The following is a 20347-nucleotide window of genomic DNA, read 5'->3' as shown; positions in this document are numbered from 1 at the left end:
CGGAAAAAGCGAATGCTGTCTTGTAAGGAGGCAGATAGGGTTTCAAGCTTTGACCCAATCCGAAAGGATGCCCACTTCCGACTGGTCTCAACGATAGACAAGCTTTGCCATGACGTTTGTCTGTGGAGAGGGTTAGACAATGCTTGCCATTGAACCAACCACAGGACACCAGCACTCAGGCTGGCCGGGTATCAACTGGTCTAAGGTCGAAGCCAGTGTTCGTCGGCTGCAAGGCCGTATCTATCGTGCGGCAAAGAGCCAGCTGTGGAAGAAGGTAAAGAGCCTCCAGAAATTGCTGGTTCGTTCACTGGCTGCAAAATTCCTGTCTATACGACAGGTAACCATGGAAAACCGAGGTAAAAACACGCCGGGTATTGATGGAGTTATTTGTGACACTCCAGTTAAACGTCTGGCGTTGCTGAAAGAAGGATTAACCCTGAGAGGGTACAGGCCAAAACCGGTTCGCCGGGTTTACATTCCCAAGGCTAACGGTAAGCAACGTCCTCTTGGAATTCCCACTGTTAAAGATCGTGTCATGCAGGCACTGGTGAAATTGTCCATGGAGCCCGAATGGGAAAGCCGTTTTGAGGTAAACTCTTATGGCTTTCGACCGGGACGATCTTGCATGGATGCCGTCACTGCCATTGCCCATTCGCTGCGAGGTAAGAATAGCAGTAAGTGGGTGCTTGATGCGGATAGTTGCGGTTGTTTCGATAACATAAAGCATGAGGCTATATTGGATCGGGCACCGGTGTTCGCCAAGACAATACGTCGATGGTTAAAGTCGGGTGTTATCGAATGGAGGCATTTGCAACCAACAACAGCAGGTACGCCACAAGGCGGGATCATCTCGCCAGTGTTGGCAAACATTGCTCTGGATGGTCTGGAAAGACTATTTGGTTGCACCAGCGCAAGTGGGCGGCAACTGCGGCCAGCTGAGCGCCGAGGAAATAACAAAGGCATCAACCTGATACGTTACGCTGACGACTTTGTTGTCACTGCACCGTCGCGTGAAGTGATTATGGGGTACGTAATCCCACAGCTTGAGCAGTTCCTGTCATTAAGGGGGCTGCAACTGAGCGAAGCTAAAACCCATGTTGTTCATGTAGACAAGGGTTTTGACTTTCTGGGGTTCACGATCAAACGATACAGCGGAAAGATTGTACTTGTCCGCCCTGCAAAGGCTGATGTGAAAGCTCACATTAAGCAGATCAAGGACATTGTCTCGAAAAATAAGCAGGCAACGCAAACTGGCTTGATTGGTTGTCTTAACCCCGTCATTGGTGGTTGGGGAAACTATTACCGGAATGCAAACAGCAAACGGACATTCAGCTATGTCGATCACCGAACATGGAAACTTATCTGGTTCTGGGCAAAGCGCCGTCACCCAAATAAGTCAAAACACTGGGTGAAGTACCGGTACTTTCCCGGTCAGGACTGGACGTTCAGAAACGACAGTTTACGCCTATACCAGCACAAGCACATCCCGATAACCCGGCATATCAAGGTTCAGGGGGCTTCGACCCCGCATGATCCTGATCAAGGGGAATACTGGGAGCAGCGGCGCAGGAGAAGGCAGCTGAAGGAATCCTTCTATAAGCAAAGACGAGAAGCACTGTTCAGGCAGCAGAACAGTTGTGCTATCTGTGGAGCATCGTTTCAACACGGTGATCCATTACACGACAAGCACGCTGTTTATGACGCCTTGGAAAAAGCACCAGCCGATCGTCAATTGGTACACCCTTGGTGACGAATGACACAAGGATGTGAAAGTAATTAACCGATGGTTAGTGAGAGCTGCGGAGGCTTGAGCCGTATGCGATGAAAGTCGCACGTACGGTTCTTAGGGGGCTGGGTGGCAGTAATGTCACCCGGCTACCCGGCGAGAGGTTAGCAAATTATCGGTAGTGCTGTTGCATTTCATTGATGTCGTTATATGAACAACCAAAATCCTGATTTCAAATTTGAAAAAATCAAGATCTGATACCATTGATTAATTAGTTACAGGCAAGCTTTTGTGCGACACAGATCCGTATAATCGTCTGTTCAATGCCTAAGGATACATAATGCCATATCCGATAGACCGAAAACTTGTAATTGCAGTATCTTCAAGTGCCTTTTTCGATCTCAGCGAATCACATGCTGTGTATTTGGAAAAAGGGCCAAAGGAGTATAAAAAATTTCAAGAAGAAAATATTGATAGTACACTTGGAAAAGGTGTTGCGTTCCCTTTCATAAAAAGATTCTTAAATCTAAATAAAAGGTTTGAAAGGCAGCAACCAGTAGAAGTTGTTTTGTTATCCAGAAATTCTGCAGCAACAGGAAAAAGAGTTTTTAGATCAATTAAACATTATGGGCTTAGTATAAGTAGAGCTGCTTTTATGGAAGGCAGGTCACCATAAGAATACATTCCTGCATTTAATGCTTCTCTTTTTCTCACGGCAAATAGTGAGGACGTTGCTAATGCTGTTGGGAAAGGCTATCCAGCAGGAATCGTTTTACCTGGCAAAGTAGTTAATGATGATAACGATGAAGAGTTGAGAATTGCATTCGACTTTGATGGAGTCATTGCTGACGATGAAGCTGAGGCCGTTTTTAAGGGCGATAATTTAGAGAAATTTCATGAATATGAAGACAAAAATTCAAATATCCCCCACAAACCTGGACCTTTAGCAGACCTGTTTAAAAAGTTATCATTTCTTCAAAAACTTGAGGAACGTGAAAGAGAGCGTGATACCAACTATAAACCAATAATTAGAACGGCAATAGTAACTGCCAGAAATGCTCCAGCACATGAAAGAGTTATCACAACGCTCGAAGACTGGGGAGTAAGTGCAAATGAATCATTCTTCCTGGGTGGCATGGTGAAAAATAGAATTCTTAGCCGTCTTAAGCCACATATGTTTTTCGATGATCAGATAAGTCATTTAGAGTCAGAAGCTGGGGATATTCCTATGGTACATATTCCATTTGGTATAGCTAATTCGTAGTCGGCTTTGGAGAAATGGTACCATATCTTTCATTTTTTATGTATGCAAGATTCATGATGTGACCCAGAATTTGTGACTTGACTAATTTGATTGCGACACGAATGATCATTCTCCCAAAACAAGTAGAGAATTTATACTTTAATCTACTCGATAATAAATTAGATGGGATTGGTCAAATAAATAAAAAATTAGTCGGAGAAAGTACCTAAAAAAATACAGTGGATACCTGTGTTGCTAATGAATTAGATATTATATGTTACAAATACTCAGTGGAGGAGTTTATGAATACATTTGAAGAGGTTTGTCAATTAGCAAATAAAGAGCATTGGTGCTGGAACGTAATGAGATTGTTGTTCGTGATGATGCTTTTGAGTATTATCTTAAAGCAGCAGAACTAGAGTATAATCTGCGATCGAATAATAGCTCAATGTTAACTGCTGAGCAATATAATATTGCTTGTCAGGTGGTTGCGAAAAATAGTTATCAATTTAAAGATATAAAAGAAGAAGTTGATAGGTTGAAAAAAGAGTGTTTTTGGCTCAATGAATCTTATTTGATAAAATCTAATAAAAAAACGTTAATGGATTTGAATGATGTAAAAAAACAGATAGATAATATAAAGCGTGAAGAGCTTAGCGCAAAAATTGAAAAAGAGAATAAAAGAAAAGAAGAAGAAAGATTGAAGAGGGAGTGGGGAGAGGGTTTTATTCGTATGTTGGGTTCTAACTCTAAATTTGATAAAGAAATGATGCTCCCGTATAAAGTATTTTTTGAAAAATGTGAATCAGAACCGGAAGTAATTCTTTTAGAGTCTCTAATTAAAAACCTCTATTTAAAACCAGAGAAAAATACTTGTTTGAGTAATGGCTCTTTGACTCTTTATAATCAAGAAAATATTGGATTTTACAGAATTGATTTTTTATTAAATGATTTAATAATTGAGGTTGATGGGAGAAGTTATCATGAAAATGATAATTCGTTTGAAAGAGATAGAAGACGTGATCAGTTGTTAATGGCAGATGGGTATAAAACTGTAAGATATACGGCTGCTCAAGTTTATAGGGATAGTGATGATGTTGTAGAAAGTATTTTGAATATTATCAATGTGTCGTGACCGTTCTTAAAACTAAAAAAGTAGATGTCATAAATGATCCATCTCGAATTACAAAAAAAGTTTTCCTTCATGCCCCGAAAGCAAAAACAAAACTGGGGTCAAAAACTAGTCTATCATCTTAAACTTTTTGAAAAAGCAAGGCTTGCCCCAAATCCCCTGCTCAAATGAATTCCTGCAAAGAAGTCACCTTAACCAAGATCATTGCCTTGGCACCAATGACGGTGAAAATGATGGCATACCTTGTGAAAGGCAGCTGTGTAATCGCTATAACAGCAGGTCTTTGAGCTACCGGTAACGCCTTACATCCCGCCTCAATAGGCATAAAATGGAAAAAATATTTTTAATGACCATTGTGATTTCGTCATCTATGTTAAGCTGACCGATAAAATGGTAGCAGTATAAATGAAATAAAATTTTCAACCGTTCAAATAAACTGACTCATCTACAAAATAAATCTATTTTAACGATGAGTTAGGACAGGATATTGGTGGTTTTGATACTGAATTCCTGATTAATTTCTTTGCCAAGGAAATTGGCCCGTATTTTTATAACTGGGGGCTTTCTGATGCTCATACTCTATTTACCGAAAAGACTGAAGAGATAGGGTGCCTGATGCAAGATTTAGAAAAGCCTGGCAGCTGACAGGTAGTTCAATTGCACTTTTATTTTCATTCAATAAAATAATAATCCTCTAAATGGACTCAGCTTCTTGTCCACTAAAAGCTGTAATCCATCCAAAACAGCAACCAAGGTCTATGGAATACAAACCCCTATTCGCACCGGGCATGTGCATATTCTGGAAACTCTTGAACACCCATTCCGGAAACTCTTGAACACCCATTCTGGTAACACTTGAACACCTATTCTGGTTTCTTTTGAACACTTTTTGGTGATTTCCAGAATCACTGTTCAAGCTTGCAGAAACACTGTTCAACAGACCATAAACCGGTTTTATACAGCTAACAAATATCTTCTTATGTATTGATTTTCCATAACTTTGGCCGCTCTTATCTGTAACAAGAGAGGGAACCGGCCATGATTGAAAACAGGATTACCATGCGTAAGCTTCTAGAAATACTCAGGATGCGGTTTGGCAGCCAACTCAGCTTCCGTCAAATTTCCCGTAGTGTACGAGTCAGTGTAGGGACGGTATCCAACTACGTTAAGGCCTTTCAGGAATCTGACTTAAGCTGGCCCCTGGCAGAGGATATGTCTGAGCCTGAGCTTATTCAGGCGCTGTTTCCGGATGCCGCGATAGCCAACCGCAAAGGGCTGATTGACCCTGACTGGGCCGAGGTGCATCAGGACCTCAAGCGCAAGGAAGTGACCAAGCAAAGACTCTGGGAGGAATACTGCCAGGCTCATCCCCTTAATGCCTACAGCTATGCCCAGTACTGTCACCGTTACAATCAGTGGCGTGGTTGTCAAAAGCGATCTATGCGTCAGCTGCACAATGCTGGTGAAAAGTTATTTGTTGATTATGCTGGGCCAACCATGCCAATCATCAACCCGGACACCGGCGAAATTGCCCACAATGCCCAGATCTTTGTGGCTGTGCTGGGAGCTTCCAACTATACCTATGCTGAGGCGACTTTGTCACAAAAAACAGAGGACTGGCTGGGCTCTCATGAACGGGCCTTTGAGTTCTTCGGTGGGGTGCCGGAAATTGTCGTACCGGACAACCCAAAGTGTGCCGTTATCAAAGCCTGTCGCTACGAGCCGGATCTCAACCCGTCATACCAGCACCTGGCTTGTCACTACCAGGTGGCAGTCATCCCGGCACGCCCCTATAAACCCAAAGACAAGGCTAAGGCAGAAGTCGGTGTACAGGTAGTGGAGCGGTGGATACTAGCCAGGCTTCGTCATGAAATGTTCTTTACCCTGGCAGATCTGAACCTGCGAATACGTGAACTGTTAACCGAACTGAACTTAAAGCCCTTTAAGCAGCTGCCGGGAACTCGACGAAGTGCGTTTGAACAACTGGATGAACCAGCCCTCAAGCCACTGCCGAAACAACCTTTTGTCTTCGCTGAGTTTATCAAGGCCCGTGTTAATGTGGATTACCATATTATCTGCAAGGGTCACGCCTACTCGGTTCCTCATCAACTTGCCAGGCAGGAAGTAGAAGTACAGGCGACTGAACACTGCGTCACGATCTACGCTAACGGCAAAGTGGTGGCCAGCCATGCCCGCAAGCACACACGAGGATTTACGACGTTGGCAGTTCATATGCCGGAACGACATCGTCACCATCAGGAGTGGACATCTGAGCGTTTACTTAACTGGGCAAACGACATTGGTCAGGACGTCTATTGCTTTATTCAATCACTACTGGATAGCAAGGAGCATCCTGAACAAGCCTATCGAGCTTCACTGGGGCTGCTGAACCTGCAGCGGGAATATGGAACTGAACGACTCAACAACGCCTGTGCCCATGCTAGGAACATCGGAGGTTACCGGTTAAAAAATGTTCGATCCATCCTCCAGTCAGGCAAAGACCTGTTGTCATTGGAGCCACAGTTAGAACAAACGACAGACCCATTACATGATGATCACGAAAATATTCGTGGTGCTATTTGCTATCAATAACTGGAGGCGAACATGATCAATGAAACACTGACTCGCCTTAGGTCATTGCGACTGAGCGGGATGGCAGACGCCCTCAACCAACAGCTGGACCAGCCGGGCACCTACAGTAGCCTTAGCTTTGAAGAACGACTGGCGTTGCTTACTGAACAGGAAGAAACAGAGCGAAACAATAAACGCCTGGCTCGTCTGCTTAGAAGCGCCCGGTTTAAACTGGCTGCCCGGATACACGACATTGACTATGAACACCCCAGAGGTCTCAAACAGAACCAGATGGCCAGCCTGTCTGGAGGAGACTGGCTTGACCGGCACAGGAACCTGTTGATCACCGGACCTTGCGGTTCCGGTAAGAGCTACCTGGCCTGCGCCCTTGGTCACATGGCTTGTCTGAAAGGGTACAGTGTTCGGTACTATCGGACGTCCAGGCTACTGGATGATCTGATCCTTGCCCACGGTGATGGCAGCTACAGCAAGCAGTTAAAGCAACTGGCAAAAGTAGACTTGCTGATTCTGGACGACTGGGGCCTGGAGCCACTGACACAACAACAAAGGAACGATCTGCTGGAAGTCATGGATGACAGGCACGAACAAGGTTCCACGTTGGTTACCAGTCAACTGCCCACCCGGAAGTGGCATGCCAGCATTGGTGATGAAACTCTGGCCGACGCCATACTTGACCGGCTCATGCACAATGCCCACCGGATTGAACTCAAAGGTGAATCCATGCGCAAAAAGCTTGGAAAATTGGACGCAGTTGAACACCTGGTCTAAAAATCACACTGGGCGATGCGTAAGGAGATCAGGGTGTTCAAATGAACAAGAATAGGTGTTCAAGTTAACCAGAATATGCAGCATGCACAGCATCACCCTATCGGACATGCCCGAACTATTTGTCACACCATTTAAAGACCCATCGAGAAGAGCACAGCTGCTGAGCCGGTTTAATGCATTTCTGGAAAAACTGAAAGAGTTCCCTGTTGAGATGGAGATCTGGATTGATGGCTCGTTTTCAACATACAAAGAAAGCCCAAGAGATATCGACCTGTTGGTTGTGGCGGATGTGAACGGGGTCAATGCCCTGTCTGCCAATCAGCAGCGGTTATTCGATGTTTTTGATAGCAATGAGGCGATCAGACTCCGATACGACTGCGATGTAATTTTTGTCACCGACCTTCAGGAAGATCACAACCTCTGGAAGGAGATTTATGGTTTAGACAGAAACGACAGACCCAAAGGAATCCCTAAAATTAAAATTGGGGAAGCACTATGAACATTTCCTATTTAGAAAAGCGGATCAAAAAAACCGAAGCGCTGCTGGACAGCAAGAAAAACCGGCTGGCGGAAGAAGGGGAAAACTTTGCCCTGTCCCTGAGTATCCACTCTTTAGAGCAGCATATTAATGACCTTCACTTTAAGCTGAGTTCTGAAAAAGAGAAGCGTGAAAAGGAAGTGATTGAGCTTTGCCTGATGGGGGCGGATGTAAACAACGGCTCTGTTCCCCTGGATCTGTTGGCGAATCTGGCCAAACACTTTTCCGGCCTGGTGTTTGCTGCGGCGGCAAAAATTCACCATGGACAGGATCTGGCCGGAACCATTCCGACAGAAATTACCCGGCCAATTAATCTCCGGTTTGCAGATATCGGGCATGGTTCCTCCCGCCTCTATATTACCGGAGATACTTCGCCTGATTTGTTTGGTGTAAGCCTGTTGGAAAATAGCCTGTCCGGCCTGTTTGATCTGCTCAATAAAGATATGAATCTGGGCCTGAGCGAACAGGTGGATAACCTGGGCCTGAGAAGCTCCCATGCGCTGGCGAAATTTCTGAAAGTCCTGCGGCAACAGCATATCGAAATTGATATCAGCTGGACTGGCGCCAATGAACAGAAACATTTCTGGCATGGCCGACGGGATAAAATCGAGATGCTGGAAACCCTGCTGGATGGTTTCAGCAGTACCGATCCGGTAGAAGTGAAAATCGAAGGGGTTGTTGAGCTGATCAGCCGCTCTGGCAAGCTGGCCATCCGAAATGCCGAAGACCAGCTAATCAAAATCCGATACAGCAAAAAAATGTACGAAGCCGTCAGGCCATTCAGAATGGGCGACACGGTCACCATTCTTGCCAATGAAAAAACGGTCTTTAACAGTGCCACCCAGGAAGAGAAAAAGACCTACAGTCTGATCAGTATTGATGCCGAGTCAAAACCATCTGGCGCAAGCCTGTTACCGGCAGAGGATATAAATAATGAGTAATACTTTTGCTGACCGGCTGGCCAGGGCCATGAAACTGAAGGGGGTGAAAACTGCCAGTGCCCTTTCCCGGGAAACCGGCATTGAGCGGAGTTATCTCTACCGTCTGGCCAGTGGCAAAATTGATAATCCCCATAAATATGTGGAACGTCTGGCAGTGGCCACCGGAGTCTCTAGCCATTGGCTGGGCACAGGGGTGGGTGATCCTTACGACCCGGAACCAGAAAAACCGAAAGAGCCGACAGCAAATGCAACTATGCTCACCCATGTAACTGTTGTACCGCCGGAGGGGGATTGGTATGAAGTGACTGCCAGAGTGCCAGATATCTTTCTTAGCGAACAGCATAAGCCCCGGGATAAGAAACTCTATGAGTATTACTATGTGCCGGAAACCATTGACTGTTTTACCGGCTTTACCCTGTTGGTGGTGGAAAGGGAGTTGCGTCCAGGGCCGGGTATGTTCCTGGCTCAGCGTGAGGAAAACGGTAAAAAGAAGTTATGCAACTTTCTGATTACCTATAAAGGGCTGGATCAGACCAATACACGGCAGCCGGATATGCAGACCATCGGCCGGGTGCGGATTATGGATTACTGGGAACTGGATACGAAAATATAGGAGTACGGGTTTCCTCACTCAGTGAGGGAATCAGGGAAAAAACGCCCGGAATCTATAATAATATGGTCAACTATGAGTGATATCCCTTCCTGCTCAAAACGACGCCTTTTCATCATCCCCATCCCACTCCAGGATTGCCAGATCACTTTCTGATGGTTCAATATCCAGGCAATCATCATCCGTCTGTATATACTCCCAGAGTTCATTCTGATTCAGGCAGATGAAGTCAGCACTGCGGAGCAGGGCTTCCCGTTCCGCGAATGCCTCAAATGTATCCTCTCTTTTATTCCGTACTTGCTTGCTGCCATCGTTGCCGTTAATAAATGCAGGTTTCATATAGTATTGGAAAAGATCGACTGCTGTTACTACACTGAACCTGTAAGAACCCTGAAGCTTATAGTCTGTACTGATCGATAATCGTCGTTTGTCTTTGGATACCGTCAAATCATTTCACCTCCTCTGTTTCTCATTTCTAAAAAGAGACTTTTGTGTCGAGCAGCATAGTTACACCAGTTGTAGAATTTGGAGTAAACATGAACACAGCAGAAAGCCCCCTAAGTTATGAAGAATCACACGCCAAGCTCCCCTATGACGAACTTATGCAACAAGCCGTCGCCAAAGCCCAAGTCATCGACTTCACCATGTTGAAACGTAAACTCATGGAAGAGCATGGTTGGACACAAGAGTACTGCAACGAAATTGAGGATCTCTACCGTAAATTCCTGGCGCTAAACATTCGCTACCCGGATAAAAAAATCTGCCCTACTGGCCCCATTGACAACTTCTGGCATGCCCACATTGTCGATACCATTGCCTATCAAAAAGATTGCGATCAACTTTTCGGTCAATTTCTCCACCACTTCCCTTACTTTGGTATGCGCGGGGCTGAAGATAAGGCCCATCTTGAAGCCACCTTCGAAGAATCCCTTAGCTTATTCATATTACACTTTGGCATCGATCCCACCGCTGGCGACATACAGGCACGAAGCTGCGCCCCCCAAAGATGTCCATAACATGGAAAACGTTGTACGTACCCACTTTTTTGACCACAAAGAAGATCTAGAACTAGATCAACGGAACCTGTACTTTTGGCGAGCATTACAGGGGCATATACTTGCTGACAATGTGCTGCCACAGCAAGCCGTCATACTCGATATCGGGTGTCACCGTGGCGGGTTATTAGAACTGTTGATTCAAAAATTCAACGTCGTAAAAGTGATTGGCCTGGATCCCCTCTTAAGTGCACGAAAAGTTGCCGCTCAACGCCTTGCTCGCTTTTGCGTTGACGCTAAATTCTACGACATCAACGGTTGGCAACAAGTACCCAACGCAAGCGTTTCTTTAGTAGTCGCACATGAAGTATTGCAGTACATCGAACACTTACCCGTTGTGATGTCACACATTAAACGAGTACTCCAACCAGGTGCTTTTGCCTATATCGTATTGGGGTGTCACAGCGAAAACCCTTTGTGGAAGCAATGGAAAACAGAGCTGGAAGCCATTGGACATACGGTCTACAACCATGCACCGATCGATATTTTAGCAGCCGCCGTGGATGTCGGTTTGGCTCCTTCGTTACGCCCCTTACGCGATACTGGTTGGGTATATTATAAACCTAATGAGGATGAAGTCTTCACTTATCCCTCGGTCTCAGCACTACTGGAGCACCAATACAAACACAAACTTCTGTTCAGACTGGAAAAACCATTATGATATGCTCGGATATTACTTTACCTGAAGCTGTAAGTAAGAACTTCGAGGCCATTGCCCAAGGTAAAACAATAGAACAGCTCGAACAGCAAGTACTGGAAAACCATAACTGTGCCTATCAAGCGTTAGATAGTGATGAGTGGCTTAACTTTACCCTTATGCTGCAACAAGTGTGGCAGCAAAATGACCATGCCATTGTACGTGGTAAGCCTGATCAAGAAGGCAATACCGCCGTATTGCTCGGGCTCGCACTTAATTCGCGTTTTAAGCCCTACCGTGGAAATAAAGTCCTAAAGCATTTTAGAATGTCGCCGTGGACAACCGAACTTTCCCAAACTCTGAAGGAAGGTCACTTTCATACAGATCTCTGTACAGCTCAGACCCCACCCAAAGTCACCCTAATTCAATGTCGCGTGGCTGACCCCAGCCCTGGCAAGGGCATTCTAAGAGTTGCTCGATTGGAAGCAATACTCATAGAGCTAAAACGCATTGGAGCAGATGCAACTCTGGACTTTCTATTAAAAGAAGAGTGTGAATTAGTTGATGAACGTGCTCACGGCTCCTATCAAGGAGTAATGGCCAACCATGATACCATTCGCTACCATCCCGAAACTCTCAGGGCGGCCTATCGGCGTAAGGGTATGCCATTACACGAACTGGAACGCCATCTCGCCACTATCCACGAAGTGGCACTAATGACTTCCACCCCCATAGACCTGCAAAGTGGCGATGCACTATTGGTTTCGAATACGCGAGCGCTACATTACCGGAGTGCATGCAGCGTACGTTACTTAGAATTTCCCCGAAAGTTTGAAGCACGCGAAATTTACGTTTTACACCTGCTGGATTCCCCTGCATGGCCGATCTGAAAAATCACGCTATTAAGGTCGTCGGCGCTGAAGCTAACAACTTACGCCATCTTGATGTGATGTTCCCCATCGGGGCAATTTCTATGGTGGTAGGTGTGTCTGGTTCGGGAAAAAGCTCGCTGCTAAGCGAAACGCTCGCCCGTGAAGGTAACGACCGGCTTAATCATTTTCTAGGAGTTAAGCAAGACCACTTGCCCCCGTCCACCCATCAGGCGTTTATTGGGCCAATGCCTGCCAGTCTGCACCTCGGGCAAAAAGCCTTTCGGGCTTCATCCCGAACCACTGTTGGCACGGCAAGCAATATACTGACATTACTTCGTCGAATGTTTGTTCGATGGTCGCAACCTATAGCCCAGCAAACCGGTGAACCTGTTAACGTACCCACTGCTGAAATTTATCAACAATGGATCGACCAGCATCACCAGGGTAGTGTGGTGATTTGGGCTATTCCACTTTCTTATGTGGAAAGCGATGGTGTCGACATGGCCAAAAGGATGCTGACACTAGGCATAGATGAACTGATTGTACGCAGTGAAACCGATTCCCCCAAACGCTGGGAAAGCGGTCGAAAAGTTTCCGCTAAAGCATTTAAACCACTGGCCAAACAAACACGCCATCTTGTGGAAGCGTACATTGGTCGTATAAACCTTACTCAAGCGAAACAGCAGCACACGTTAAAATCCCTATTAGAGCTGGCTTTTGAAGCCGGACAAGGCAAAGTTTTTGTGGAGCTTCCTGGTGGTGAGGTTGACGCACTCGACTCCCGGCAACACTGGGTGACCCCAGGTGATCCCAGCTTATACAGTCCCCCGAACGATCACTTACTATCTTTTAACGCGCCAGAACATTTACAAAGTGGTGCCTGTGAACAATGTAAAGGAATAGGGCGCTGCATTACATTGGATATTGAGGCTCTTATCCCCCACCCCGAGCGCTCAATGCATCAGGGGGCGTTTTCGCTATGGACAGAAAAAAATTATAAATACATTAATATTCAACACGAGACTATCGAAGGCTTACGTGGTATTCGAGGGTTCGACCCGGATACTCCCTGGAGTAAACTCAAAAAAGAGGCTCGACGAGTGGTTCTGGAGGGGCTGGGAGATGAGTTGGTCACAGATCTAGAGCTTGGTAGTCGGAGAAAAGTTAGTAAACCTCGCCGCTTTTTAGGATTTCAGTCAGCCATTCTAGAACGCATTGCCAAACGTGGTAAAACCGGAGAACACCTGGGCTATTTGGTTGGTGAAGGGCCATGCCCAGGCTGCCAGGGAACACGCTGGTCCAATGCGGCCCGCGCACTAAAGATTAACCAGTATTCCATTGATGAGCTTCTAACCCTGAGCTTTACGACACTGGCCGAGTTGTGTAAGCCTGCATCCGCTCTCGCTAAAGGGCTGCCTAAAGAGGCTCAAGCTTATTTGCATCAAATTCACCATTTAGCACTGAGCTTTGTTGGTGTGGGCTTAGGGCACCTGAATGCAGCCCGGGGCATGACACATATTAGCGAAGGCGAATCCCGTCGTCTAAGGCTAGCGGCTTCGTTGGATGGGCGTCATCGGGGCTTATGCTTGTTGCTGGATGAGCCTGCACGAGGTCTGCACGATGAAGATGTGGATCGCTTGGTGACAACCCTGCTTAAACACCGGCATGCCCACACTTTAATCCTTAACGAACACCGACATCGGCTCGCTGCAGCCGCCGACTTTTTTGTAGAAATTGGTCCAGGGGCTGGCCCTGAAGGCGGTACCATTGTGCATGCGGGTAAAGTGCCACAACGCTGGTGGCAAGCAGAAGTCCCGTTCGTACGCCAGCCGATACCGGTAAAGCCCAGAGGCCCCAAACTTGTCCTTAAGGGAGCCTGCATTCATAACCTGAATCAAATTGATGTATCCATTCCCTTGGGGCATTTTGTGTGTTTGATAGGGGTCTCTGGATCGGGAAAATCCAGCTTTGTTCGCGGTGTGCTGGTACCCGCACTTTCCGCGCATTTGAATTTCACCCCGGATGAATTCGACCTTCGCAGAGGCCGGTGGAGCACTCTTAAGGGCGCTGATAAAATCAGTGGATTAGTGGCACTGGATCAACGAACCCCTACAGTTAATCGCCGCAGTACCGTTGCCACCTTTACGGGGCTTGCAGAACCACTTCGTCAACATTACTCCAAACAGCCGTTAGCCAAATCGATGGGGCTGCAAGCTAAAGACTTTGGCCTTAATGCAGGTAACGGACGTTGCCAGCAATGTTTGGGGATTGGCGAACTCGAAGAGAAAGGCCATTGGATAACTTGTCCGGGATGTGGCGGGTCATGCTTTGGCCAAGAGGTGTTGGCTGTAAGGGAAAATGAACTTGATATCGCTCAATTGCTGGGGCTCACCATTTCCACTCTGGCTGCCACACTGCCAAGAGCCCTCACATTTGCAAGCACATTATTGCAGGCTATTGATGAACTGGGCATTGGCCATTTATCCTTGGGGCGCCGTCTGGATACTATTAGTGGAGGTGAGCTTCAGCGTCTAAGAATCGCTAAGGAGCTTATCAAGGATAACCCCCAAGCCTTGATGTTTGTGTTGGATGAACCTGCCGCTGGATTACATCGTACAGACGTGTCGCGTTTACTGCATGCCCTTGAGCGTATTGTCGAGAAAGGTCATACAGTAATAGTAGTGGAACATAACCTGGAGCTTGCTGCAGCGGCAGATTGGTTAATTGAATTTGGCCCGGGCAGTGGTGCAGAAGGAGGCCAGGTTATTGCCAATGGAACACCTCAACAAGTTCGTCAACTGGATACTCCCAGTGGTCGGATGTTATCCGCACATGGAAAGCCCGTCAAACCCAAAAGTACTGGTAGAACAAGCCATGAAAAGAACACTAGTCCCCCTGCGCTAAATGAAGCGCAAAATAGTCACCGATGGCTAAGAAGACTACTGGGGGACGATATTGCACCACAAGAACAAGACCTCTACTGCGAAGACAGTCATTTAGCTGTGTGTGTCGATAAGCCGCCCACAGGCAGATTACTGGAATACGGTGCCCTTGAGTGCGAGCTTGCTGCTCTTATGATTGAATGTGAATCCACTACTGGTAGTAAGCGTTTCGATGCCGAGCACATGGTGGAAATATGGAGCGATCATAATGAGGCTGAGCTGCGTATACATCCGTTGATTCGGGAAATATATACTTGGGGTACCCTCATTCCCAAGAGCGTTCAACAATCCCGATACAATAAATTGACCCAGGAAGGGTTTACAATGAGCCAGCATCAGGCGCTATGTGAACTGCGTGTTACGGGAGCACCATTTTCAATTCCTCATGATGCAAGCAATGAGCAGCGTCGCCACTGTATCGATTTTGCACTGCTCATCGGTGGAGGATACGTAGAGCTGTATGATGGGAATGAACAACTGGCTATTTATGCGACACGGGGTATCGACCTTGAACGTGGCATCGTCGGTCCATTAGGGGGGTCTGCATTGGATTTCCAACGCTGTAGCCAACGTAGCCGCTGCCCGGCATGTCAAGGGACGGGAAATGTGCGCAGTTATGATGAAGCACTGATTCTTGGCAACGCAAAACATCCCGTGGAAAAAAACGACTTTCTTCATCCAAAGGCACTTAGTATTCTCAAAGGAGTACATAGGAATGTGCTCCTGCCTCTATTTCGTCGTCTGGATAAAGAAGGCCTTTGGCCTAAAAATACCCCGATTGGCAAGCTCTCCCAAGCACAACGGGATATATTACTTTTCGGATATTGGTCACGCCCCGGTCATGGCAGTTTTCTTAAAAATGCTAGTGACGACCCTAAAGAAGTTGCAAGCTGGTTACGTTGGGATGGTTTATTTGCACATGTTCATGACAATCTCGCGCGTGCGGATAATGCCTGGCGTAAAAGTATCGAAAGCTCACAGCAGCAGATTCCCTGCACCTTGTGTTCAGGCTCGGGCTTGCGAGCGCATACCCACCTTTATCACTTGGCTGGTAAAAGTTATTTTGAATGGCTTTCCACCGGTACAGTTAAAACGCTTTACCATGCCTTGATGAAACTCTCTCCACCCAATGCCCGGGCAGAGTGCAGGCGAAATCGCTTGGTTGACATTCTTGCCCCCGTTGTACGTAGTAGACTGAGTGGAACGAAGCTGAACCAGGCTCTTAACGAATTCCCATGGCAAACCTGGTTACCTGAAGTCGTGTCTGCTTATACCAATATGCCGACGATTATTGATGAGACGCTTAAATGAGCGAAGAGGTAAATTATAAGCTTTATGGGGAATTTGGGGATCGTTATGACCAACACACCCCCGCGCACCATTACCAGCATGACCACGAGTTTGTACTATCGCGAGCACGTGCCCATGGCAAGCACTGCCGGTTACTCGATTTGGGCTGTGGTACCGGGATTTTTCTGGAAAAAGCATTGGCTGAAGGCTTTAATCCTTTTGGATTGGATTGTGCGCCTCAAATGATTGGGCTGGCACAGCAGCGAGTGGGGGAGTGTCGGGCTTTGCTTGGTGAGATGCAGGCGTTTGACTTTAAGGAACCTTTTGACTGCATTGTCTCGTTATCGTGGTCCATTAATTATTGTGAAGATCGTGAACAGCTACAAGATCTATTGCAGCGTTGTTATCGTGCATTATCCCCTGGTGGGGAGTTGATTCTTCAGGTTGCCCATGCGCCTAATGCTGAAACTACAGAGCCGGACTTTTTTGTTGACAAAGAATTTGGCCCAGCAGGTGCACAGGACATAGTATTAAGTTATCGTTTTTGGGCTGAAGATCAGGTGACGATGATGGCGGAGTATCATTTTGAATGTGTGTCAACCAATGAGAGTTTTCGTGAAACTCATCGCCTTCAGAGTGCTAACGCGTTATCGATTGCAACACTATTGGTGGCTGCGGGATTTGAAAGAGTCGAGTTATTAGATGATTGCCGAGGTTGGGAGCTTAACTCTTCTATCAGCCCGTTTATTTTGGCTCGAAAGCCGATGGAGTGATAGCTTTAAACACCATACAGCTGCCAGGGAGTGCAAAAGCAAATAGTCGGAAAAGAGAAGGCATGGAAACAGGCGAGTGGAGTTCGGACGATCTCGGCGTAAATACACAAAGGTACGCTGACCTGTTTTTGATGAGTTAATGAACGGTCTGGACTATGAGCAGAAAGCGGGGCTGATCACTCACATGATTCATTGAACCATTGGTTCATGAAAACGTGACAAGTTACTGTAAGTCGTTATAGCTGCATGGGTTGCTGTCAATGACATCCACCTACACCTAAAAGCATCAGAAGCCTTTTTTAGCTTTAAAAAAGAGTGCTGAATCGGTCTTCTATCTGTTTTGTTCCTCCCCCTTTAATTACGGTGTTTCGTAGACGTATCTGTGGTAAATTCTGCATGTTTCAAAATCTACTACCCTGTCTGGTTACTTTTCATACTCATGACTTCCCAAAAGAAAAAAGCTCCTTCGCCAGGGCGAGAATCCACACTTTTCGTTTCGGCCTTGAATTTGAGGGTTCACCCACATAAGACCCCGCTTGTATATGTGGATCTTTTTGAAGAAGCGTATAAAAAGAAACGCTCAGTCAGTGTGCTGGGGGATATGCATCTGCAATTAAGCGGTGGGGTGCATGAAATTACAAAAGGGAAGCCTCTGGAGGGTATCCGTGGTGAAATTGCAAAATTCACGAATATTGATCCGAGTAAACCGTTTTATGACATAGAAACTGAAAGAGAAGCTGAATACTCTGAGTTGAAAGGAGTAGAGCAGTTTGATCGAGTTAAGCCAAACTATACTTCTTTTCAGTACATTTTTTATCCAGAAACACACCTGTTTTTCTTTGAAACCAAATGCGGAAAAAGAACGCTATCCCCAGCTTTGGTTGAAAAGTTTTTTGTACGATTATTCTCTTTACCAGCCTTGGTTAAAAAGTTTGGTCGTGTGGATATCACAGTGATCCCCAAAACGGAAAAGCTTGATGAAATTAAGGCTCTCCATCTGAAGAAGCTGGAAATCACAATTATGCGCCCTAATTCTGATACTTTGCACGAATTTGAAGCGGAAGTATTGGAACGAATGAATGTGGAAAATGTCTCAAAGCTGTACGAGTCACGCACTGCTCAGAAGAACATGAGTATTCAGCCCACTTCAGAGACATGGAATTTAGCGGCTGTTGCGGTTAATAATGGTGAGGTTAAGGCCGAAGGTAAAGATGATCAGGGGCAAGTTAAAAAGGAGTCAACAAAGCAACACCCCATGACAGAGAGTCAAAAGTATTACCCAAAGAATACCTTGCCTTTTATAGTGCTTGAAAATCTGGCTGGAAGAATGACTCAGAAGGTTATGGAGTTCAGAAGCCGAATAAAGCAAGCGGCATCTAAAGATGACTAAAAGAGAAATAGGATGAAACAGCTCTTGGCTGGATATAAAGACTTGTTCACCTTGCTGAGTAGTTATTGGGGTATCTACGGCGGCTTTAGGGCGGTATTGTTGTCGCCATTTTTTCACCTGTCGCTCCTTATTACTTGCTTTATGGGGCCATTATGGCTGAAAGCACGTTGGATCGATTTGGCTACAGATGTCATTCCTAATATGCTTGGTTTTGCTCTTGGTGGCTATGCGATCCTGGTTGTTTTTGGAGATGAACGCTTTATTCAGATTATAAGCGGTTCACCATCCTCCAAAAAAGCATCTCCATTTATGGGGATTAATGCCGCATTCTTGCACTTCATTCTTATTCAGTTGCTGGCATTGATGGCTGCTCTTGTGATCAGTAATAACCCTGTCAGTCTCATTCCTGTTGAGTGGAAGATTTGTGTCTACAAGCAGTTACCTGAGCTGAAATCAGCTTTGCCGTATATTAAAAATAGTGTCCATTTCATTGGAAGTTTATTGTATGTTTATGCGATAACTTTAGGGCTTGCTGCCGCCTTGGCTATATTTCGTGTTTCACGCTGGTTTGATACTTATCAGCAAAAAAAGAAGCAGGCATCATCCTCACAAAATCAATAAAATCCTTTATAACCCATCCATGGCCTTTAACCTCAAAGGCTATGAAGATTCTTGCCTTGACCTCAACTTTTCTCTGACGGGCGACGATATGCGGTCGGATCGACTTGGACTGATTCCTGCCCTGTCGTTGCGTTCAGTTGGCAGGCGATGAATTTCTGCTACACCACACCCGCTGGCAGGAAATTATCCATCTCCGGGTTAGAAAGTGATCTGTCAGATCTGAGTAATCACCCCATCCCGCAGATGTCCCTCTGCTAGCCAGGCAATACGGGCAAGTTGATAGGCCTGTAGCTCTTTATAAAAAGGGTGCTTCGGGTCTAATTCAGGTGGGTAATGGAGTTGACCATAATATTCTGGTTTACTTGCGCGGGTGGCTTACAGGCAAGTGTCAGGGTGCCTTCAACACCCAGGTAATGGGCATCGACCATCTTCAGACTGGTGTCCTTTTTGAGCTTAACACTCGTCTTGTCCGCACGCAAAGTAGCAAGCAGTGCTTTACCGGGAGTCACCGTCATGGGTAGATAGTTCCCGTCCAAAAACGCATCAGACAACTCTAATTGGGTTGTACGTACGTTATAATTAACCGCAAAAAAGCCCTGCTTTTAATATAAGGACAGTATTTCTCTTCTTAAAATGGAATGGACGTAACAATAATGTCAAATAGCACGCAGCAGCCATCATCCCAATGGGCCGGAAAGGCTGATTTTTTTAGTCATCGAGGTTTGTCAGGAGGGCGCAGGATGTCTGGCCAGAATCACCAAGTTGTAACAGACAACCGATAACCAGCAATGCGCATCAAAACGTTCGGAACCTTTGCATTGGCATCGGGATAACCCAAAGCATCTTTTTAACCATGAGATTCCTGCCTCAATACCTGCCCGGAAACGAAAAAGCGTTTTATACACATACTGACTTTTAGTCATCTCTTCGACTTTAAGCCCGCGCTTTTTATGAAAGGCAACATCGCTGATTCCCATTGCCTTGGCTTTTTCCAGATTAGAACAACTTGCGTATCCCCCATCACTACTTGCTTGCCGGGGTACACGACCATAAATGGCTTTTTGTCTTTCCATCATTGGGATGAATCGTTCGGTATCCGCAGGATTACCTTCCTCAATAACCAGATCCAGAATCAGCCTGCTTTTTCCCTGAACCAGGTTCAGTTTATGGCCGTACTGCACTTGCCGCCTGTCTTTTACAATGATATCTGTATGGGG

The 20347-nt window shown here is 46.1% G+C and carries 18 protein-coding genes and 1 pseudogene; 16 read left to right on the top strand and 3 right to left on the bottom strand.

The window, feature by feature from the left end:
• Nucleotides 1-139: 139 nt before the first annotated feature.
• The 9 genes and pseudogenes from ltrA to KDK15_RS06670 all read left to right on the top strand — a co-directional run bounded on the left by ltrA (nucleotide 140) and on the right by KDK15_RS06670 (nucleotide 9553).
• Nucleotides 140-1750, top strand: a complete 1611-nt coding sequence (gene ltrA / locus KDK15_RS06710) for a group II intron reverse transcriptase/maturase (RefSeq protein ID WP_257294595.1) — start codon at nucleotides 140-142, stop codon at nucleotides 1748-1750.
• Nucleotides 1751-2066: 316 nt separating this feature from the next.
• A pseudogene (locus KDK15_RS06705) lies at nucleotides 2067-2990 on the top strand (5'-nucleotidase).
• Between the two features lie 328 nt (nucleotides 2991-3318).
• Nucleotides 3319-4104 carry an endonuclease domain-containing protein gene (locus KDK15_RS06700; RefSeq protein ID WP_257294594.1) on the top strand — a complete coding sequence of 262 codons (786 nt, stop codon included), beginning with the start codon at nucleotides 3319-3321 and terminating at the stop codon, nucleotides 4102-4104.
• 453 nt (nucleotides 4105-4557) lie between these two features.
• The gene (locus tag KDK15_RS06695; RefSeq protein WP_373691344.1) at nucleotides 4558-4746 is read left to right on the top strand and encodes a DUF2164 domain-containing protein; all 189 of its coding nucleotides are present in this window, start codon (nucleotides 4558-4560) and stop codon (nucleotides 4744-4746) included.
• A 393-nt stretch (nucleotides 4747-5139) separates the two neighbouring features.
• A complete protein-coding gene (gene istA / locus KDK15_RS06690; protein ID WP_257294593.1) occupies nucleotides 5140-6693 on the top strand; it encodes an IS21 family transposase in 1554 nt (517 codons plus the stop codon).
• A gap of 12 nt (nucleotides 6694-6705) precedes the next feature.
• Nucleotides 6706-7461 (top strand): IS21-like element helper ATPase IstB, encoded by a 756-nt coding sequence (gene istB, locus KDK15_RS06685; RefSeq protein WP_257294592.1) that lies wholly within the window; start codon nucleotides 6706-6708, stop codon nucleotides 7459-7461.
• An 82-nt stretch (nucleotides 7462-7543) separates the two neighbouring features.
• Complete coding sequence (locus KDK15_RS06680) at nucleotides 7544-7960, top strand: hypothetical protein (RefSeq protein WP_257294591.1); 417 nt, start codon at nucleotides 7544-7546, stop codon at nucleotides 7958-7960.
• A complete protein-coding gene (locus KDK15_RS06675; RefSeq protein WP_257294590.1) occupies nucleotides 7957-8940 on the top strand; it encodes a hypothetical protein in 984 nt (327 codons plus the stop codon). The genes KDK15_RS06680 and KDK15_RS06675 overlap by 4 nt, the downstream gene beginning before the upstream one ends.
• Nucleotides 8933-9553 (top strand): helix-turn-helix domain containing protein, encoded by a 621-nt coding sequence (locus KDK15_RS06670; protein ID WP_257294589.1) that lies wholly within the window; start codon nucleotides 8933-8935, stop codon nucleotides 9551-9553. Before KDK15_RS06675 ends, KDK15_RS06670 begins: the two co-directional genes overlap by 8 nt.
• A gap of 93 nt (nucleotides 9554-9646) precedes the next feature.
• Here the strand turns inward: KDK15_RS06670 and KDK15_RS06665 are convergent, their stop codons facing one another.
• A complete protein-coding gene (locus KDK15_RS06665) occupies nucleotides 9647-9997 on the bottom strand; it encodes a hypothetical protein (RefSeq protein ID WP_257294588.1) in 351 nt (116 codons plus the stop codon).
• A gap of 89 nt (nucleotides 9998-10086) precedes the next feature.
• Here KDK15_RS06665 and KDK15_RS06660 point away from each other — a divergent pair, with 89 nt between their 5' ends.
• The 7 genes from KDK15_RS06660 to KDK15_RS06630 all read left to right on the top strand — a co-directional run bounded on the left by KDK15_RS06660 (nucleotide 10087) and on the right by KDK15_RS06630 (nucleotide 19130).
• Entirely contained in the window at nucleotides 10087-10566 is a 480-nt protein-coding gene (locus tag KDK15_RS06660; RefSeq protein ID WP_257294587.1) for a hypothetical protein, read from the top strand.
• 1 nt (nucleotide 10567) lies between these two features.
• Nucleotides 10568-11266, top strand: coding sequence for a class I SAM-dependent methyltransferase (locus tag KDK15_RS06655; protein WP_257294586.1), 699 nt, complete (start codon nucleotides 10568-10570; stop codon nucleotides 11264-11266).
• The gene (locus KDK15_RS06650) at nucleotides 11263-12132 is read left to right on the top strand and encodes a TauD/TfdA family dioxygenase (protein WP_257294585.1); all 870 of its coding nucleotides are present in this window, start codon (nucleotides 11263-11265) and stop codon (nucleotides 12130-12132) included. The genes KDK15_RS06655 and KDK15_RS06650 overlap by 4 nt, the downstream gene beginning before the upstream one ends.
• On the top strand, nucleotides 12120-16367 hold the full coding sequence (locus KDK15_RS06645; protein ID WP_257294584.1) for an ATP-binding cassette domain-containing protein: 4248 nt from the start codon (nucleotides 12120-12122) through the stop codon (nucleotides 16365-16367). Before KDK15_RS06650 ends, KDK15_RS06645 begins: the two co-directional genes overlap by 13 nt.
• A complete protein-coding gene (locus tag KDK15_RS06640) occupies nucleotides 16364-17119 on the top strand; it encodes a trans-aconitate 2-methyltransferase (protein ID WP_257294583.1) in 756 nt (251 codons plus the stop codon). Before KDK15_RS06645 ends, KDK15_RS06640 begins: the two co-directional genes overlap by 4 nt.
• A gap of 439 nt (nucleotides 17120-17558) precedes the next feature.
• Nucleotides 17559-18509, top strand: a complete 951-nt coding sequence (locus KDK15_RS06635) for a DUF4747 family protein (protein WP_257294582.1) — start codon at nucleotides 17559-17561, stop codon at nucleotides 18507-18509.
• Nucleotides 18510-18521: 12 nt separating this feature from the next.
• The gene (locus tag KDK15_RS06630; RefSeq protein WP_257294581.1) at nucleotides 18522-19130 is read left to right on the top strand and encodes a hypothetical protein; all 609 of its coding nucleotides are present in this window, start codon (nucleotides 18522-18524) and stop codon (nucleotides 19128-19130) included.
• A gap of 317 nt (nucleotides 19131-19447) precedes the next feature.
• On the opposite strand, the gene KDK15_RS06625 is transcribed toward KDK15_RS06630, so the two are convergent.
• On the bottom strand, nucleotides 19448-19645 hold the full coding sequence (locus KDK15_RS06625; protein ID WP_257294580.1) for a hypothetical protein: 198 nt from the start codon (nucleotides 19643-19645) through the stop codon (nucleotides 19448-19450).
• Between the two features lie 210 nt (nucleotides 19646-19855).
• Nucleotides 19856-20347, bottom strand: a 492-nt coding sequence (locus KDK15_RS06620) for a transposase (protein ID WP_257294579.1), incomplete at its 5' end; no start/stop codon positions are given.

Source organism: Endozoicomonas sp. YOMI1, from assembly GCF_024606345.1.
Classification (GTDB): domain Bacteria; phylum Pseudomonadota; class Gammaproteobacteria; order Pseudomonadales; family Endozoicomonadaceae; genus Endozoicomonas.
The sequence above is the reverse complement of the archived record's forward strand: the minus strand, read 5'-3'. Positions and strand labels throughout refer to the sequence as shown.

What these genes read in the sequence shown, in the direction of transcription:
- KDK15_RS06630 (WP_257294581.1), top strand. Translation starts at nt 18,522, where the DNA reads ATGAAACAGCTCTTGGCTGGATATAAAGACTTGTTCACCTTGCTGAGT.
- KDK15_RS06660 (WP_257294587.1), top strand. Translation starts at nt 10,087, where the DNA reads ATGAACACAGCAGAAAGCCCCCTAAGTTATGAAGAATCACACGCCAAG.
- KDK15_RS06650 (WP_257294585.1), top strand. Translation starts at nt 11,263, where the DNA reads ATGATATGCTCGGATATTACTTTACCTGAAGCTGTAAGTAAGAACTTC.
- KDK15_RS06670 (WP_257294589.1), top strand. Translation starts at nt 8,933, where the DNA reads ATGAGTAATACTTTTGCTGACCGGCTGGCCAGGGCCATGAAACTGAAG.
- ltrA (WP_257294595.1), top strand. Translation starts at nt 140, where the DNA reads ATGCTTGCCATTGAACCAACCACAGGACACCAGCACTCAGGCTGGCCG.
- KDK15_RS06645 (WP_257294584.1), top strand. Translation starts at nt 12,120, where the DNA reads ATGGCCGATCTGAAAAATCACGCTATTAAGGTCGTCGGCGCTGAAGCT.
- istB (WP_257294592.1), top strand. Translation starts at nt 6,706, where the DNA reads ATGATCAATGAAACACTGACTCGCCTTAGGTCATTGCGACTGAGCGGG.
- KDK15_RS06625 (WP_257294580.1), bottom strand. Translation starts at nt 19,645, where the DNA reads ATGACGGTGACTCCCGGTAAAGCACTGCTTGCTACTTTGCGTGCGGAC.
- KDK15_RS06675 (WP_257294590.1), top strand. Translation starts at nt 7,957, where the DNA reads ATGAACATTTCCTATTTAGAAAAGCGGATCAAAAAAACCGAAGCGCTG.
- istA (WP_257294593.1), top strand. Translation starts at nt 5,140, where the DNA reads ATGATTGAAAACAGGATTACCATGCGTAAGCTTCTAGAAATACTCAGG.
- KDK15_RS06640 (WP_257294583.1), top strand. Translation starts at nt 16,364, where the DNA reads ATGAGCGAAGAGGTAAATTATAAGCTTTATGGGGAATTTGGGGATCGT.
- KDK15_RS06655 (WP_257294586.1), top strand. Translation starts at nt 10,568, where the DNA reads ATGGAAAACGTTGTACGTACCCACTTTTTTGACCACAAAGAAGATCTA.
- KDK15_RS06635 (WP_257294582.1), top strand. Translation starts at nt 17,559, where the DNA reads ATGACTTCCCAAAAGAAAAAAGCTCCTTCGCCAGGGCGAGAATCCACA.
- KDK15_RS06680 (WP_257294591.1), top strand. Translation starts at nt 7,544, where the DNA reads ATGCACAGCATCACCCTATCGGACATGCCCGAACTATTTGTCACACCA.